The sequence below is a fragment of the Rhodobacter ferrooxidans genome, from assembly GCF_000176015.1.
GTDB lineage: Bacteria > Pseudomonadota > Alphaproteobacteria > Rhodobacterales > Rhodobacteraceae > Pseudorhodobacter_B > Pseudorhodobacter_B ferrooxidans.
In genome coordinates, this window is sequence record NZ_ACYY01000021.1 from 24,062 (window position 1) to 37,398 (window position 13,337).

10 protein-coding genes are annotated in these 13,337 nt (G+C 65.9%); 3 read left to right on the top strand and 7 right to left on the bottom strand.

The window, feature by feature from the left end; translation table 11 throughout:
• Positions 1–11: 11 nt before the first annotated feature.
• From RSW2DRAFT_RS13645 to rsmA, 3 genes are all read left to right on the top strand, one after another.
• Positions 12–1,220, top strand: coding sequence for a peptidylprolyl isomerase (locus RSW2DRAFT_RS13645; protein ID WP_008031912.1), 1,209 nt, complete (start codon positions 12–14; stop codon positions 1,218–1,220).
• An 8-nt stretch (positions 1,221–1,228) separates the two neighbouring features.
• Positions 1,229–2,200: a 4-hydroxythreonine-4-phosphate dehydrogenase PdxA gene (gene pdxA, locus RSW2DRAFT_RS13650; protein ID WP_008031913.1), complete on the top strand. Its 972-nt coding sequence runs from the start codon at positions 1,229–1,231 to the stop codon at positions 2,198–2,200.
• A 61-nt stretch (positions 2,201–2,261) separates the two neighbouring features.
• Positions 2,262–3,104, top strand: a complete 843-nt coding sequence (gene rsmA, locus RSW2DRAFT_RS13655; protein WP_008031915.1) for a 16S rRNA (adenine(1518)-N(6)/adenine(1519)-N(6))-dimethyltransferase RsmA — start codon at positions 2,262–2,264, stop codon at positions 3,102–3,104.
• A 25-nt stretch (positions 3,105–3,129) separates the two neighbouring features.
• On the opposite strand, the gene RSW2DRAFT_RS13660 is transcribed toward rsmA, so the two are convergent.
• The 7 genes from RSW2DRAFT_RS13660 to RSW2DRAFT_RS18560 all read right to left on the bottom strand — a co-directional run bounded on the left by RSW2DRAFT_RS13660 (position 3,130) and on the right by RSW2DRAFT_RS18560 (position 13,278).
• Positions 3,130–3,882, bottom strand: a complete 753-nt coding sequence (locus tag RSW2DRAFT_RS13660; protein ID WP_008031917.1) for a DUF4167 domain-containing protein — start codon at positions 3,880–3,882, stop codon at positions 3,130–3,132.
• A gap of 248 nt (positions 3,883–4,130) precedes the next feature.
• Positions 4,131–4,985: a peptide chain release factor N(5)-glutamine methyltransferase gene (gene prmC / locus RSW2DRAFT_RS13665; RefSeq protein WP_008031918.1), complete on the bottom strand. Its 855-nt coding sequence runs from the start codon at positions 4,983–4,985 to the stop codon at positions 4,131–4,133.
• A complete protein-coding gene (prfA, locus tag RSW2DRAFT_RS13670) occupies positions 4,982–6,037 on the bottom strand; it encodes a peptide chain release factor 1 (RefSeq protein WP_008031921.1) in 1,056 nt (351 codons plus the stop codon). Before prfA ends, prmC begins: the two co-directional genes overlap by 4 nt.
• A gap of 102 nt (positions 6,038–6,139) precedes the next feature.
• On the bottom strand, positions 6,140–6,580 hold the full coding sequence (locus RSW2DRAFT_RS13675) for a DUF1499 domain-containing protein (protein WP_156790727.1): 441 nt from the start codon (positions 6,578–6,580) through the stop codon (positions 6,140–6,142).
• Positions 6,581–6,588: 8 nt separating this feature from the next.
• Positions 6,589–7,554, bottom strand: a complete 966-nt coding sequence (gene speB / locus RSW2DRAFT_RS13680; RefSeq protein WP_008031925.1) for an agmatinase — start codon at positions 7,552–7,554, stop codon at positions 6,589–6,591.
• Positions 7,555–7,731: 177 nt separating this feature from the next.
• Positions 7,732–9,756, bottom strand: coding sequence for an elongation factor G (locus tag RSW2DRAFT_RS13685; protein WP_008031928.1), 2,025 nt, complete (start codon positions 9,754–9,756; stop codon positions 7,732–7,734).
• Positions 9,757–9,978: 222 nt separating this feature from the next.
• The gene (locus tag RSW2DRAFT_RS18560) at positions 9,979–13,278 is read right to left on the bottom strand and encodes a calcium-binding protein (protein ID WP_008031930.1); all 3,300 of its coding nucleotides are present in this window, start codon (positions 13,276–13,278) and stop codon (positions 9,979–9,981) included.
• Positions 13,279–13,337: the final 59 nt, after the last annotated feature.

Genomic DNA, 13,337 nt, shown 5'->3' on the forward strand with positions numbered 1-13,337 from the left:
GAATGCCCCAGATGATGCGTATCAAGACCGTGATCTTCGTGTTCCTGCTTGGACTGACCGGGGCCATTCCCGCGGCCGCACAGGATGGCCCGTTCGCGCCGCGGGTCTATGTCAACGACCGGGTGATCAGCCAGTATGAACTGGACCAGCGCATCAGTTTCATGACCGTTCTGGGCCTGCGCGAGAATGTCGAGGAAGTCGCCCTGAACGCGCTGATCGACGAGCGGTTGCAGATGACGGTGGCCAAGCAATACAACGTCAAACTGACCCCGAAACAGGTCGAGGCCGGGATGGCCGAATTTGCCGGCCGCGCGCAACTGAGCACCGAGGAGTTCCTGACCGCCCTGGCTCCGGCAGGTGTCGAAGCGCAGGGGTTTCGGGATTTCGTGACCGCCGGTCTGATCTGGCGTGAAATCGTGCGGGCGAAATTCGGCCCCCGCGCCAGTATTTCCGAGGCCGAGATCGACCAGGCGATTGCCCAGATCGACAAGAATACTTCGGTGCAGATTCTGGCCTCGGAGATCGTGATTCCGGCGCCGGAAGGCCAGTTGCCGGTGGCGCTGGCCACGGCGCGGCGGCTGAAGGCGCAAAGCCGCACGCCGGAAGATTTTGCCAAGGCCGCACGCGAGAATTCGTCATCCAGTTCCGCCGGGCGCGGCGGGCGGCTGAACTGGACCCCGGTCGGCAATCTGCCGCCCGATGTGGTGCCGGTCTTGCTGGCGCTGAAGCCCGGTCAGGTCTCGGCCCCGGTCAAGCTTGAGGGCAGCGTGGCGCTGTTTCTGCTGCACGAGATCAAGGCGCAAGAGCAGGACGGGCCGGTGACGATGTCGGTGGATTACGCGCAGTTCCTGCTGCCCAACACCACCGCCGCCGACGCCGAATTTGCCCGTATCCGCAACGAGGTGGATGTCTGCAACGACCTGAACAAGGTGGCGCTTGGCCTGCCGGCCGAGCAGTTGCTGCGCGAGACAAAGCCGATGGCGCAGGTGCCGTCGGACATCGGGCTGGAACTGGCCAAGCTCGATCCCGGCGAAAGCTCGACAGCCCTGGTGCGTGGCGGCAACCGGGTGTTCCTGATGCTGTGCAACCGGATTCCGGTGCTGGACGTTCCGCCGTCGCGCGAAGCGGTGCGGGCGCAACTGCTGAATCAGCGGCTGGCGGCCTATGGGGCGGGCTATCTGGCCGATCTGCGCGCCAACGCCATCATCCGCGAGCCGTGAGCCCGGCTATGCGGGCGCCGATCGCGCTAAGTTGCGGCGAGCCGTCGGGCATCGGTCCCGAGATTGCGGTCAAGGCGCGGTTGGCGCTTGGGCCCGAGGTGCCGCTGTTCTGGATCGGCGATCCGCGGCATCTGCCGGCGGGCAGCCTGTGGCAAGAGATTTCTGCACCCTTTGAGGCTTTGGCGGTGCCTGCCACCCACCTGCCGGTGCTGCGGCATGACTTTCCGGCGCTTGCCGTGGCCGGGAAGCCCGATCCGGCCAATGCCGCCGGCGTCATCGACGTGATCTCGCGTGCCGTGGCGCTGGTGCAGGCGGGTGCGGCTTCGGCGGTCTGCACTTGTCCGATCAACAAGCAGGCGCTGCACGACGGCGCGGGCTTCGGCTTTCCGGGCCATACCGAATATCTGGCCGCTTTGGCGGGGGTGCCGCATGTGGTGATGATGCTGGCCTGCCCGCAATTGCGGGTGGTGCCGGTGACCATTCATATCGCCATTGATCAGGTGCCCGAGGCGTTGACCGCCGATCTGCTGGAGCAGACCATCCGCATCACCCATGCCGGGCTGATCCGCGATTTCGGCATTGCCAAGCCGCGCATCGCCGTGGCCGGGTTGAACCCGCACGCGGGCGAAGGCGGGGCGATGGGGTCGCAGGAGGCGACTTTGATCGCGCCGGTGCTGGGCTGGCTGGCGGGCGAAGGCATGCAGATCACCGGCCCCTGGCCTGCCGACACGTTGTTTCATGCGGCCGCGCGGGCGAGGTATGACGTGGCGGTGTGCATGTATCACGATCAGGCGCTGATCCCGATCAAGACGCTGGATTTCGCCGGGGGGGTGAACGTGACGCTGGGCCTGCCGTTCATCCGCACCTCGCCCGACCATGGCACGGCGTTTGACATTGCCGGGCGTGGGGTGGCGGATGCGGCCTCTCTGGTGGCGGCGTTGCGGATGGCGCGGGACATGGCGGCGTCGCGCGGGCTTTGATGCCGGTGCCTCCGGCGGGGATATTTGTGCAGAGAAGAATACGGGTGCGGGGTGGGGTTTGATGGCGGCGATTGATGGGTTGCCGCCGTTGCGCGCGGTGATTGCGGCGCATGATCTGGTGGCGAAAAAGCAGCTGGGGCAGAACTTTCTGCTGGACCTGAACCTGACGGCGCGGATTGCCCGGGCGGCAGGCGATCTGTCGGGCTGCGACGTGCTGGAGGTAGGGCCGGGGCCGGGCGGGTTGACCCGCGGCTTGCTGGCCGAAGGCGCGCGGCGGGTGCTGGCGGTGGAGAAGGACGCGCGTTGCCTTCCGGCGCTGGCCGAGATTGCCGCGGCCTATCCGGGGCGGCTGGAGGTCATGCAGGGCGACGCGCTGGCGCTGGACGTGGCGGCGCATCTGGTGCCGCCGATCAAGATCGTGGCCAACCTGCCCTACAATGTCGGCACCGAGTTGTTGATCCGCTGGCTGACGCCGGCGCACTGGCCGCCGTTCTGGGACAGTCTGACGCTGATGTTCCAGAAAGAGGTGGCCGAGCGGATCGTGGCCAAGCCGGGGCCGAAAGCCTACGGGCGGCTGGCGCTGTTGTCGCAATGGCGGGCCGATCCGAAGATCGTGCTGACCCTGCCGCCCGAGGCCTTCACCCCTGCCCCCAAGGTGCATTCGGCGGTGGTGCATTTCCGCCGCCTGGACGCGCCACGCTTTGCCGCCGACGAGGCGGTGCTGGGACGGGTGACGGCGATGGCGTTCAACCAGCGGCGCAAGATGCTGCGATCGAGCCTGAAGGCGCTGGCGCCGGATATCGAGGTGCGGTTGCGGGCGGCGGGCATCGAGCCGACCGCGCGGGCCGAGGAAATATCGCTGGAAGGCTTTTGCGCGCTGGCCCGCGAGGTGGCGGCGACATGAAAAAGGGGGCCGCGGCCCCCTGTTCCTATTCGGCTGCGGCGTTGCGCGGCGGGGTTTCGGGCGCATCGCCCTCGGCCTGCGGTTTGGGTTTGCGGCGCGGCTTGGGGGCTGCGCCTTCGGGGCGCGGCGCCTTGGCCGGGGCATCGGCGGCAGGCTTGGCGGCCTGTTCGGCGGCCGGGCGCGGCCGCGGCACGCGGTGTTCGAACCGCGGCTTCGGCGCCGGTTCGACGCCGGTGTCGTCAGCCTCGAAACCGCGGCGCGGCGTCGAGTGACGCGATTCCGGGGTTTCGACCAGGCCGCTGTCGTCGGGGATCAGTTCGAAGGCTTCGGGCTGGCGCAGGTAGGGTTGGTCGCCGTCGCGGTCGTCCCGCTCGGGGCGCTGGTCGTTGCGGTCGTTGCGCTGATCGTTGCGCTGCTGGTCGGGGCGATAGTCGCCACGGTCCTGGCGGTCGCGCTGCTGGTTCTGGTTCGGGTTGCCCTGCTGCTGCGGCTGTTGCTGCTGCGGCTGGCGCTGTTCCTGTTCGGCGGCCAGTTCGCGCTGCGCTTCGGCCAGCATGCGGGTGTAATGCTCGGCATGCTGGTTGAAGTTTTCCGCCGCAACCCGGTCGTTGGAAAGCTGTGCGTCGCGCGCCAGGAACAGGTATTTCTCGATGATCTGCTGTGGCGTGCCGCGGACCTTGCCATCGGGACCGGAGCTGTCGAACACGCGGTTGACAATATTGCCAATGGTGCGCGGGCGGTTCGATTTCGAACGCGAACGGGACTTGGAGGATCTCATATTGTCCTTGTATCCAGATTGATCTGGCTTAGCCCGAACACCTGCCGCTTGTTGGCGTTGCACCCAACCGGGGCGTTTCGTGCATTTTTGGCTTGAACATGCAGGGAACGGTGGAATGCCATCCGCCTGTCATGTGGGCCTGAGTAATCACGCAAGCGCGGCGCTGACAAGATGATTCTGGCAAACTGCACCGGATTTGCTGGATTTTTCAGCGGAAAACGGCGGTTTGTGGCCTTTTTCCCGCAAGGTCAGGCGATTTGCCGCACCGATCCGGCCTGGGCCGAGATCACGCGGTCGCGGCCGTCGAGGTCGGGCAGAACCCGGATGTCGGGCAGCCCGCAAGCGCGGAAAAGACCGGAAACGGCCTGGGCCTGGGTGGGGCCGATCTCGACCAGCAGCCGTCCACCGGGGGCAAGGTGCGGTGCCACCCCGGCAGCAATCGCGCGGTAGGCGTCCAGCCCGTCGCCGCCCGGGGTCAGCGCCAGGTGCGGCTCCCACAGCCGCACTTCGGGGGCAAGGGCGGCCATTTCGGCTTCGGCGATGTAGGGCGGGTTGGCGACGACCAGGTCGTATTGGCCCGGGACGGCGGTAAGCCAGTCGGACAGCGCGAAGGTCGCGCGGTTGGCGAGGCTCAGGGTTTCGGCATTGGCCTGGGCGACGTTCAGCGCGGCGGGGGAGAGGTCGATGCCAAGGCCCGATGCGGCGGGGCGTTCGGCCAGCAGGGTCAGCAGGAGGACGCCCGAGCCGGTGCCAAGGTCGAGCACCCGTTGGAACGGCTGGGCCAGGGCGGCCGCGATCAGGGATTCGGTTTCGGGGCGGGGGTCGAGCACGTCCTGGGTGACGCGGAAATTGCGGCCCCAGAACAGCCGATTGCCGGTGATCTGGCTGACCGGCTGGCGTTGGCTGCGGGCGGCGAGGTTGGCGGCCAGCAAGGCGGCGGCGTCGGGGGTCAGCGGGTCCGCGAGGTGCAGGGTCAGCCGGTCGGGCGGCAGACCCATGGCGTGGGCCAGCAGGTGGCGGGCGTCGCGGGCGGCGTCGGGGATGCCGGCATCGGAAAGCTGCGCCACGGCGGCGCGCAGGGCTGCTTGCGCAGAGGCGGTCATGCCTCCATCTCGGCCAGCTTGTCGGCCTGATCCTGCGCCACCAGCGCGTCGATCACGCCGCCCAGATCGCCCGCCATGATCTGCGGCAGCGCATACAGCGTCAGGTTGATGCGGTGGTCGGTCAGGCGGCCTTGCGGAAAGTTGTAGGTGCGGATGCGTTCCGAGCGGTCGCCCGAGCCGACCTGCGCCTTGCGGTCGGCGGCGCGGGCGCCATCGACGCGGGCGCGTTCCAGGTCGTAAAGCCGGGCGCGCAGCACCTGCATCGCCAGATCGCGGTTGCGGTGCTGCGATTTCTGCGCCGAGGTGACGATGATGCCGGTGGGCAGGTGGGTGATCCGCACCGCCGAATCGGTGGTGTTGACGTGCTGCCCGCCTGCCCCGCTGGCGCGCATGGTGTCGATGCGGATATCCGAAGCCGGGATGTCGAGGTCCACTTCCTCGGCCTCGGGCAGCACGGCGACGGTGGCGGCAGAGGTATGCACCCGGCCCTGACTTTCGGTTTCCGGCACCCGCTGCACCCGGTGCACGCCGGATTCGTATTTCAGCTTGGCAAAGACCCCCGCGCCTTGCACATGCACGGTGACATCGCGGATGCCGCCAAGGTCGCTGTCCTGCTGGTCGATGATCTCGAAGCGCCAGCCCTGGGATTCGGCGTAGCGTTGATACATCCGCAAGAGATCAGCGGCGAACAGGGCGGCTTCGTCGCCCCCCGTTCCGGGACGAATTTCAAGGATGGCCGGGCGGGCGTCGGCGGCGTCTTTCGGCAGCAGGGCAAGGCGCAGCGCCTGTTCCAGTTCCGGGATGCGGGCCTTGAGGCTGGGCAGTTCCTCCTCGGCCAGAGGGCGCATTTCGGGGTCGGCCAGCAGCGCCTCGGCCTGCGCCAGATCGTCGAGCGCGCGGCGATAGGCACTGATCTCGGCCACCACCGGTTTCAGGTCGGTATATTCGCGGCTGAGGGAGGCTATTTCGGCATGGCCCGCACCAGCGGCCAGCTTCGCTTCGAGAAACTCGAAGCGGCGGCTGATCTGGTCGAGTTTTTCCATCGGCACCATGCGGGCGGTTTGGCCTATGGTGCGCGGTGGGTCAAGGGCAGGACCGGGGGGTTTCACACCCCCCGGACCCCCTGTGGGATATTTGTGCAAAGGTGAATGGGATCAGGGTTGAAGTTGGGCCAGCCAGTTTTCCACCCGGGCCTGGTTCACGCCCATGTCGGAATAGCCGAAACGGGCGCGGGCGAAGAGGGTCAGTTCCGAGCCGGTGGCGGTGGGGGTGAGTTTGACGGAGGTGAAATCCGGAAAGCCCCAGAGTTTGGAGCGGGTGATGTAGGTGGTGAACAGCCCCTCGCCGGCGAGTTTCGTCGTGCCGGGGCTGGCCAAAGCGATGGCGTCGAGTTTGGCGGCGGCCTGATCGGGCGGCAGGGTCAGTTGCACGGGTGCGGCGTCGCCGTTGGCCGCGACCAGCCAGTTGTTCGGCTTGTCGGGTTTCACTGCGGTGGTGGGATCGGTGTGCCAGGCGGCGGCATCGGTCGGCAGCAGGCGCACCGCGGCGAAGGCGGCGACGAGGGCGATCAGGGCAAGGATCAGCAGCGTGGACATGAGGCGTTTCATTCTTTCCGGCGGCTCCAGTGATAAAGGCAGATCAACTCGTGGGCGACATGCGCCGCAGCAATCGCGGTGGCGCCGGTGGTGTCATAGGGCGGCGACACCTCGACCACATCGCCGCCGACCAGATGCACACCGGCCAGATCGCGCAACATAGCCGCCGCCTGCCACGAGGCAAGGCCACCCCAGACCGGCGTGCCGGTGCCGGGGGCGAAAGCGGGGTCGAGCGCGTCGATATCGAAGGTGAGGTAGGTGGGGTTCGCCCCGACGATGGCGCGGGCCTTGGCGACGGCGGCTTTGGTGCCATGTTCATGCACGTCGCGGGCGTCGATCACATTCATGCCAAGGTAGTCGTCGCAATGGGTGCGGATGCCGATCTGCACGCTTCGGGCGGGGTCCACCAGGCCCAGCTTCACCGCTTTATACATCATGGTGCCGTGGTCGATGCGCGAGAAGTCGTCGTCCTGCCACAGGTCGGAATGGGCGTCGAAATGGATCACCGACAGCGGGCCGAATTTCTCGGCATAGGCTTTCAGGATCGGCAGGGTGATGTAGTGGTCGCCGCCCAGGGCGATGCTGCCTGCCCCGGCGGCCAGGATGTTGCGGATATGGGCGGTCAGGGCGTCGGGGAAATCGGCAACCTTGGCATAGTCGAAGGCCAGATCGCCGTAGTCGATGATGTTCAGCTCTTCCAAGGGGTTGGTGGGCCAGCCGTAGGGCGGATCGTAGGGTTGCAGGGCGCTTGCCTCGCGGATGGCGCGGGGGCCGAAGCGGGCGCCGGTGCGGTGCGTCACCGCCTGATCGAAGGGCACGCCGGTGATCGCGAGGTCAACCCCGGTCAGGTCCTTGGTATAGGTCCGGCGCAGGAACGAGGTGGCGCCGCCGAAGGCATTCTCGAAGGCAAGGCCGCGCAGTCCCTTGCGGGTGAAAGCAGTATCGACCTGCGATTTCGCGTCTTCCAGTGCCATAGGTCAGGGTTCCCCTTGCTGGTGCGGATCGTTGGCGACCTGCCCGATCGCTTTTCCGATTCCGCAAGGCAAAAGTCCAGCACCGGCGGTGCCGACGCCAAAGACGCACCGCTACCCGCCGGACCGGCGTGACAGGCGAGCCTCGGCCAGAAGCCGAAACCCGCCTGCCCCGACTGCCTATTTCAGCGCTTCGGCCCGCGCAGCAATCACCTTTTCCGCCTCGCGGCCTTCAACTTCGCGCAGATGATCGAACACCGTCTCGAAGAACCCCACGCCCAGACTTTGCGAGCGCAGGTCAATGATCAGATCGGCGGTTTCGGATTGCGGCATCACCGCCTGCACTTCGTCCCAGCCCTGCCAGCCGTCCTTGGCGTCATAGCCCAGAAGCTGGCCGCGACGGCTGTTGACGATGCGCTGGACCTTGGGGGTGAACTCGGTCGGCACCGATACCGTGACCCGCACGATCGGCTCCAGCAGCACCGGGCCGCAATTGGCCATCGCCTCGGTCATCGCCTTGGCGGCCGCCTTCTGGAAAGCCATGTCAGAGCTGTCAACGGCATGAAAGCCGCCGTCGGTCAGCGACACCGCGACATCGACCACCTCGAACCCCAGCGGACCACGGGCCAGATAGGCCATGACGCCCTTTTCCACCGCCGGGATGTATTGCCGCGGCACCACGCCGCCGGTGATGCGGTCGTCAAAGCGGATGCCCTCGCCGCGCGGCAGCGGCGTGATTTCCAGATGCACATCGGCAAACTCGCCATGGCCGCCTGACTGCTTCTTGTGCCGCGAATGTTGCGAGGCCGGGCGGGTGATGGTTTCCTTGTAGGGCAGCGACGGGGCGTGGTGCGATACCTGCAACCCGTAATCGCCCTTCAGCCGCGAGATGGCGATCTGCAACTGCATCTCGCCCTGCCCGCCAAGCACCAGTTCGCCCGAGCCCGCATCCAGCGACGAGGTCAGCGACGGGTCTTCTTCCGACAGCCGCGCCAGTGCTGCGGCAAGCTTCACCTCGTCCGATTGCCGCTCGGCGCGGATGGCATGGGCGAAATGCGGTGCGGGTGGCACCGGCCACTTCGCCGCCAGCACGCCATGCTCGCCCAGCAACTCGCCGGTGGCGGCGGTGGCCATCCGCCCCAGCACCACCACTTCGCCCGCCACCGCCGTTTTCCGGGCGGTGATCTTCTTGCCCAGCGGCGAGCCGATGCTGCCCAGCCGGTCGTTGCCAAGCGGCATGCCGTCGCGCAGATCGCCCGCCCAGACCCGCGCCAAGGACATCTTGCCCGATTGGCCGGCATAGACCGTCTTGAACACCTGCGCCTGCGTGCCGCCCGCCGGGTCGATGCCCAGCCGCTGCGCGGTGACAGCCACCCCCGGCGCTTCGTGGCGCAGGGCTTTCCACAGCCGGGTGATGCCGTTTTCCTGCTCGGCAGAGCCGAAGAACACCGGCACGATCAGATCCTGTTGCAGGTCGCGCACCAGATTGGCGTAGATCTCGTCGGTCGATGGCACGGTGTCTTCCAGCAGTTCGCCCATCAGCGTGTCGTCAAAGTCCGCCAGCGATTCCAGCATCTTGCTGCGCGAAGTTGATTCGTCCTGCTTCAGGCGTTCCGGCAGGCTGATCAGGTCCGAGGGTTTGTGCGGGTTCCAGCGCCAGGCGCGTTCGCTGACCAGATCAATCAGGCCGGTGATCTTGCCGGTCTCGTCGCGCAGCGGAATTTCGCGCAGCACCAGCGGGCGGCTTGATACCGTCTGCAACGCCTCGAAGGTGGCGCGCACCGAGGCTTCGGCCTGATCCATCTTGTTGATATACAGCAGGTGCGGGATCTTGTGGTCATCGACGAATTTCAGGATGGGCGACAGCGCCACCGCGCGTTCCGGCACCGGCTCGCAGACCACCACCACCACATCGGCCACCATCATGGCGCATTTCGCCTCGTAGGCCAGTTCCACCGAACCGGGGCAATCAATCAGCGCCCAGGGCTCGCCCATGAAGTCGATGCTGGCCACCGACAATTCGGTGCTCATCGCGCGTGCCCGCGCTTCGGTTGCGCCATCTCCGACGGTGTTGCCCTCCCGCACGGTGCCGCGCCGGTCAACGGCACCGACGGCAAACAGCAGGTCTTCGAACAGGGTCGTCTTGCCGCTGGTATAGGTTCCCACCAGGGCGGCGCAGCGCGGTCCCGAAACAGTGTTGCTCATTTCCATATTCCAATCAGAGAAGCCATCCGCCCCCGGCCGTCATCCCGCTGCCCTGCCTCTGCGAAAGGCTGCTTCAGCCAACGGGATGCCGCTCGATCACGGCTTTGTCAGTGTCACCTGCGGTGAACCTGTCATTGAACGGTTTGGCGCTGCCATGACTTGAATCAAGCCGGGAACCGGGTTTGCGGGCGACAGGGTTGGCTGGACCTGTCGCCCGCTGGATCAAAGCACGAAGAAATCGGCCTCGGTCAGCGCCAGCCCGGTGCCGAGTGTGGCAAACTGCACAGCCACAGCCGCGCCATTGCCGTCGGCATCGAACATCAGCCGCCCGGTGTCGGTTTCGTAGAGGATGCGTTGCAGCGCATCGGTGGCCAGCCCGGTCAGGTTGGCCGCAAAGGCCGAAGCCGCCAGCCCGCCTGCGGCAAGGCCTGCGAAGCCCGGCCCCCCCACGGCCATCATGTCGTCGATCACGGCAAAGTCGGTGATGCGGTCGATGTTTCCCACCCCCGGCGCGGTATTGAAGATGAAGATGTCCGCCCCCGCGCCGCCCGACAGGGTATCGTTGCCGATATCCCCCCCCAGAATATTGGCCCCGGCATTGCCGTTCACGATGTTGTCCAGAGCATTGCCAGAGCCGTTGATCGCCGCCGTTCCGGTCAGGGTCAGGTATTCCAGATTGGCCGCCAGCGTGTAGGTGTTGGAACTGGCCACGCGGTCCAGCCCGGCGCCTGCCGCCTCGACGATGCTATCGCCGCCATCGACGACATAGATATCGTCGCCCTGCCCGCCCGCCATGGTGTCGTTGCCGCCCGCGCCATTCAGGGTGTTGGCCCCGGCATTGCCGTTCAGGATGTTGGAAAGGGCGTTGCCGGTGGCATTGATCGCCGCTGTCCCGGTCAGCGTCAGGTATTCCAGATTGGCCGCCAGAATGTAAGTGACCGAACTGGCCACCCGGTCAAGACCTGCCCCCACGGCTTCGACCAGGATATCGCTGCCGTCGGTGACATAGATGTCATCCCCGAGTCCTCCCACCAGGGTGTCCGCGCCGCCCGTGCCGCTGAGGATGTTGGAAGCAGCATTGCCGGTGATGATGTTATCAAGCGCATTGCCCGAGCCATTGATCGCCGCTGTGCCGGTCAGCACCAGATTTTCGATATTGGCGGCCAGCGCGTAGGTGGCCGAACTCAGCACCCGGTCGATGCCCGCACCGACGCCTTCGTTCAGGATATCCCCGCCATCGGTGATATAGGTGTCATTGCCAAGGCCGCCCGCCAGCGTATCGGTGCCGGTGCCGCCGTTCAGGGTGTTGACCCCGATATTGCCGTTGATGACGTTGTCCAGCGCGTTACCGGTGCCGTTGATATCGGACCGGCCGGTCAGGGTCAGGTATTCGACATTCGCGGCCAAGGTGTAGCTGCCGGAACTGGCCACCCGGTCCAGCCCCTGTCCGGCCAGTTCCACCAGCTGGTCATCGCCGTTGGTGACATAGATATCGTCGCCCAGACCGCCGGTCAGCGTATCGACGCCCAGCGAGGCCCGGGTGCTGGCCGAAAGCGTATCGCCTGCTGCCGAGCCGGTCAGGTGGGTGGCAAAACCGCTGTTGGTGACCCGCCAGCCGCTGCCCAGGGTGATGGCGGCCAGATTGACCGCCAGGCCGCTGGTGTTGATGTTCGCCACCCCGAAGTTCGAACTGGCCGCGGTTGCCGTCCAGGCGGCAGCAAGGCTGGCGGTCAGGGTAGCATTGCTGCCCACCGTGACAACGTCGGCCCCGCCAAGCCCGAGATCGGTGATCCGGTCGTGCCCGCCGCCCGAGGTGATGACAAAGGTATCCGCCCCGCCGCCGCCGGTCAGTGCGTTGTTGCCGCTGCTGCCCTCCAGCCGGTCGCCGGCCGCGGTTCCGACCAGATTTTCCACGGCACCCGCACCGCTGCCCAGCACCGTGTCGGTCGAGATCAGGTAGGAAAGCCCATCGAAGTAGTCGAAATAGTATTTGTCAACCCGATCCAGGCCGAGGTTGGCGACGATGAAATACTCGCCATTGCCGTAATCGTCGAACATGCCGGAATAGTCGGCGGTGTCGATGCCCGCGCCGCCGTCCATGTGGTCGTTGCCCTGGCCGCCGAACATCCGGTCATCGCCGTCGTTGCCGTTCAGGCTGTCATCGCCCATATCTTCGTTGCCACCCTGAAGGCCCCAGTCGTTGTCGCCCCAAAGGCTGTCATTGCCCGCGCCGCCATCCAGCCCGTCATTGCCGCCGCGGCCCAGCAGGCGGTCATTGCCGTTGTCGCCCCAGATCGCCGTGCCAAGGATGTTGCCCGAGATCGTGTCGTTGCCGAACGAGCCGACGATCTGGGTGATGCCATCGAAGGTGCACGAACCGGTGCCCTGGGTGGTGGCAAAGCCGGTGCCGGTGTCGTCGATCACCAGGTTGACCGCCCCGATCTCGCCGTTGTTGAAGGCCAGAATGTCGATGCCGCCGCCGCCATGCACGATGTCGGTGCCAGAGCCGCCAATCAGATAGTCGTTGCCCAGACCGCCGAACAGCGTGTCATTGCCTTCGCTGCCAAACAAGGTGTCATTGCCCGAACCGCCCGTCAGCCGGTTGGCATATTGGTTGCCGGTCAGATTGTCGTTGCCGCTGCCGCTTTGCAGATACTCCATCCCGGTGAACGTATCGAAATCCCCGGTGCCCGAGACCAGAACCGTGCCGCCGCCATTGTAGGACAGGTAAAGACTGAGGTTGGCCGCCATGTCGGAATAGTTCAGCTCGTCGCCGTCGCCATCGCCGCCGTTCAGCAGATCGCTGCCGGTGCCGCCGATCAGGGTATCGTCGCCGCCGCCACCCTCCAGCGTGTCGTTGCCGCCACGGCCCGACAGCAGGTCATTGCCCCAAAGCCCGTAAATCACGTTGACCCCGGCGGTGCCGAACAACTGGTCGCCGCCCGCATGATCGCTGCCGGTCAGGTTGGCGATCCCGTTGAACACATCGCCCGCGCCTTCACCGACACCGGCCACGGTCCCCTCCAGATCGGCCACCACCGACAGTGCCGCGCGGATATAGGAAACGGTGTCGGTGCCGCCCATGCCATTGAAAACATCGGCAAAAACCCCGCCGCCCAGCAGGTTGTCACCGGCATCGCCGTTGAACACCATGCCGGGGCGGTTGAACATCAGGTCATAGCGTGCGCCCGCCGAGGAGGCCATGAAGGTTCCGACGTCGATATTGAGATGGTCAAACGCCCCGCCGACGGATTCAAGCTCGAAGGCCCCGGCAAAGCCCGCAAGGCCACCCGGCGTGGTATGGGTGATCCAGCGGATCGTGCCCTGCAAGTTGCCGTTGACGTCGAAACTGAAACCGGCCAGATCGCCATGAAACACTGTCCATGTGCCGTCGGCATTGACAATGGCCGCAAGAGTTCCGACCAGGTTCGTGAACATCTGCGGAAACAGCACGGTGCCCGCCAGCCAGTTGACGTTGCTTCCGGCAACGGAGTTCAGAAAGTAGCTTTCATAAGTCGGCATCGGTCAAATCCTTCGATGAAAAATATAATGCTTTAACTATATCATGGCTGCGGGCGACC

What these genes read in the sequence shown, in the direction of transcription:
- RSW2DRAFT_RS13645 (WP_008031912.1), top strand. Translation starts at nt 12, where the DNA reads ATGATGCGTATCAAGACCGTGATCTTCGTGTTCCTGCTTGGACTGACC.
- pdxA (WP_008031913.1), top strand. Translation starts at nt 1,229, where the DNA reads ATGCGGGCGCCGATCGCGCTAAGTTGCGGCGAGCCGTCGGGCATCGGT.
- rsmA (WP_008031915.1), top strand. Translation starts at nt 2,262, where the DNA reads ATGGCGGCGATTGATGGGTTGCCGCCGTTGCGCGCGGTGATTGCGGCG.
- RSW2DRAFT_RS13660 (WP_008031917.1), bottom strand. Translation starts at nt 3,882, where the DNA reads ATGAGATCCTCCAAGTCCCGTTCGCGTTCGAAATCGAACCGCCCGCGC.
- prmC (WP_008031918.1), bottom strand. Translation starts at nt 4,985, where the DNA reads ATGACCGCCTCTGCGCAAGCAGCCCTGCGCGCCGCCGTGGCGCAGCTT.
- prfA (WP_008031921.1), bottom strand. Translation starts at nt 6,037, where the DNA reads ATGGTGCCGATGGAAAAACTCGACCAGATCAGCCGCCGCTTCGAGTTT.
- RSW2DRAFT_RS13675 (WP_156790727.1), bottom strand. Translation starts at nt 6,580, where the DNA reads ATGTCCACGCTGCTGATCCTTGCCCTGATCGCCCTCGTCGCCGCCTTC.
- speB (WP_008031925.1), bottom strand. Translation starts at nt 7,554, where the DNA reads ATGGCACTGGAAGACGCGAAATCGCAGGTCGATACTGCTTTCACCCGC.
- RSW2DRAFT_RS13685 (WP_008031928.1), bottom strand. Translation starts at nt 9,756, where the DNA reads ATGAGCAACACTGTTTCGGGACCGCGCTGCGCCGCCCTGGTGGGAACC.
- RSW2DRAFT_RS18560 (WP_008031930.1), bottom strand. Translation starts at nt 13,278, where the DNA reads ATGCCGACTTATGAAAGCTACTTTCTGAACTCCGTTGCCGGAAGCAAC.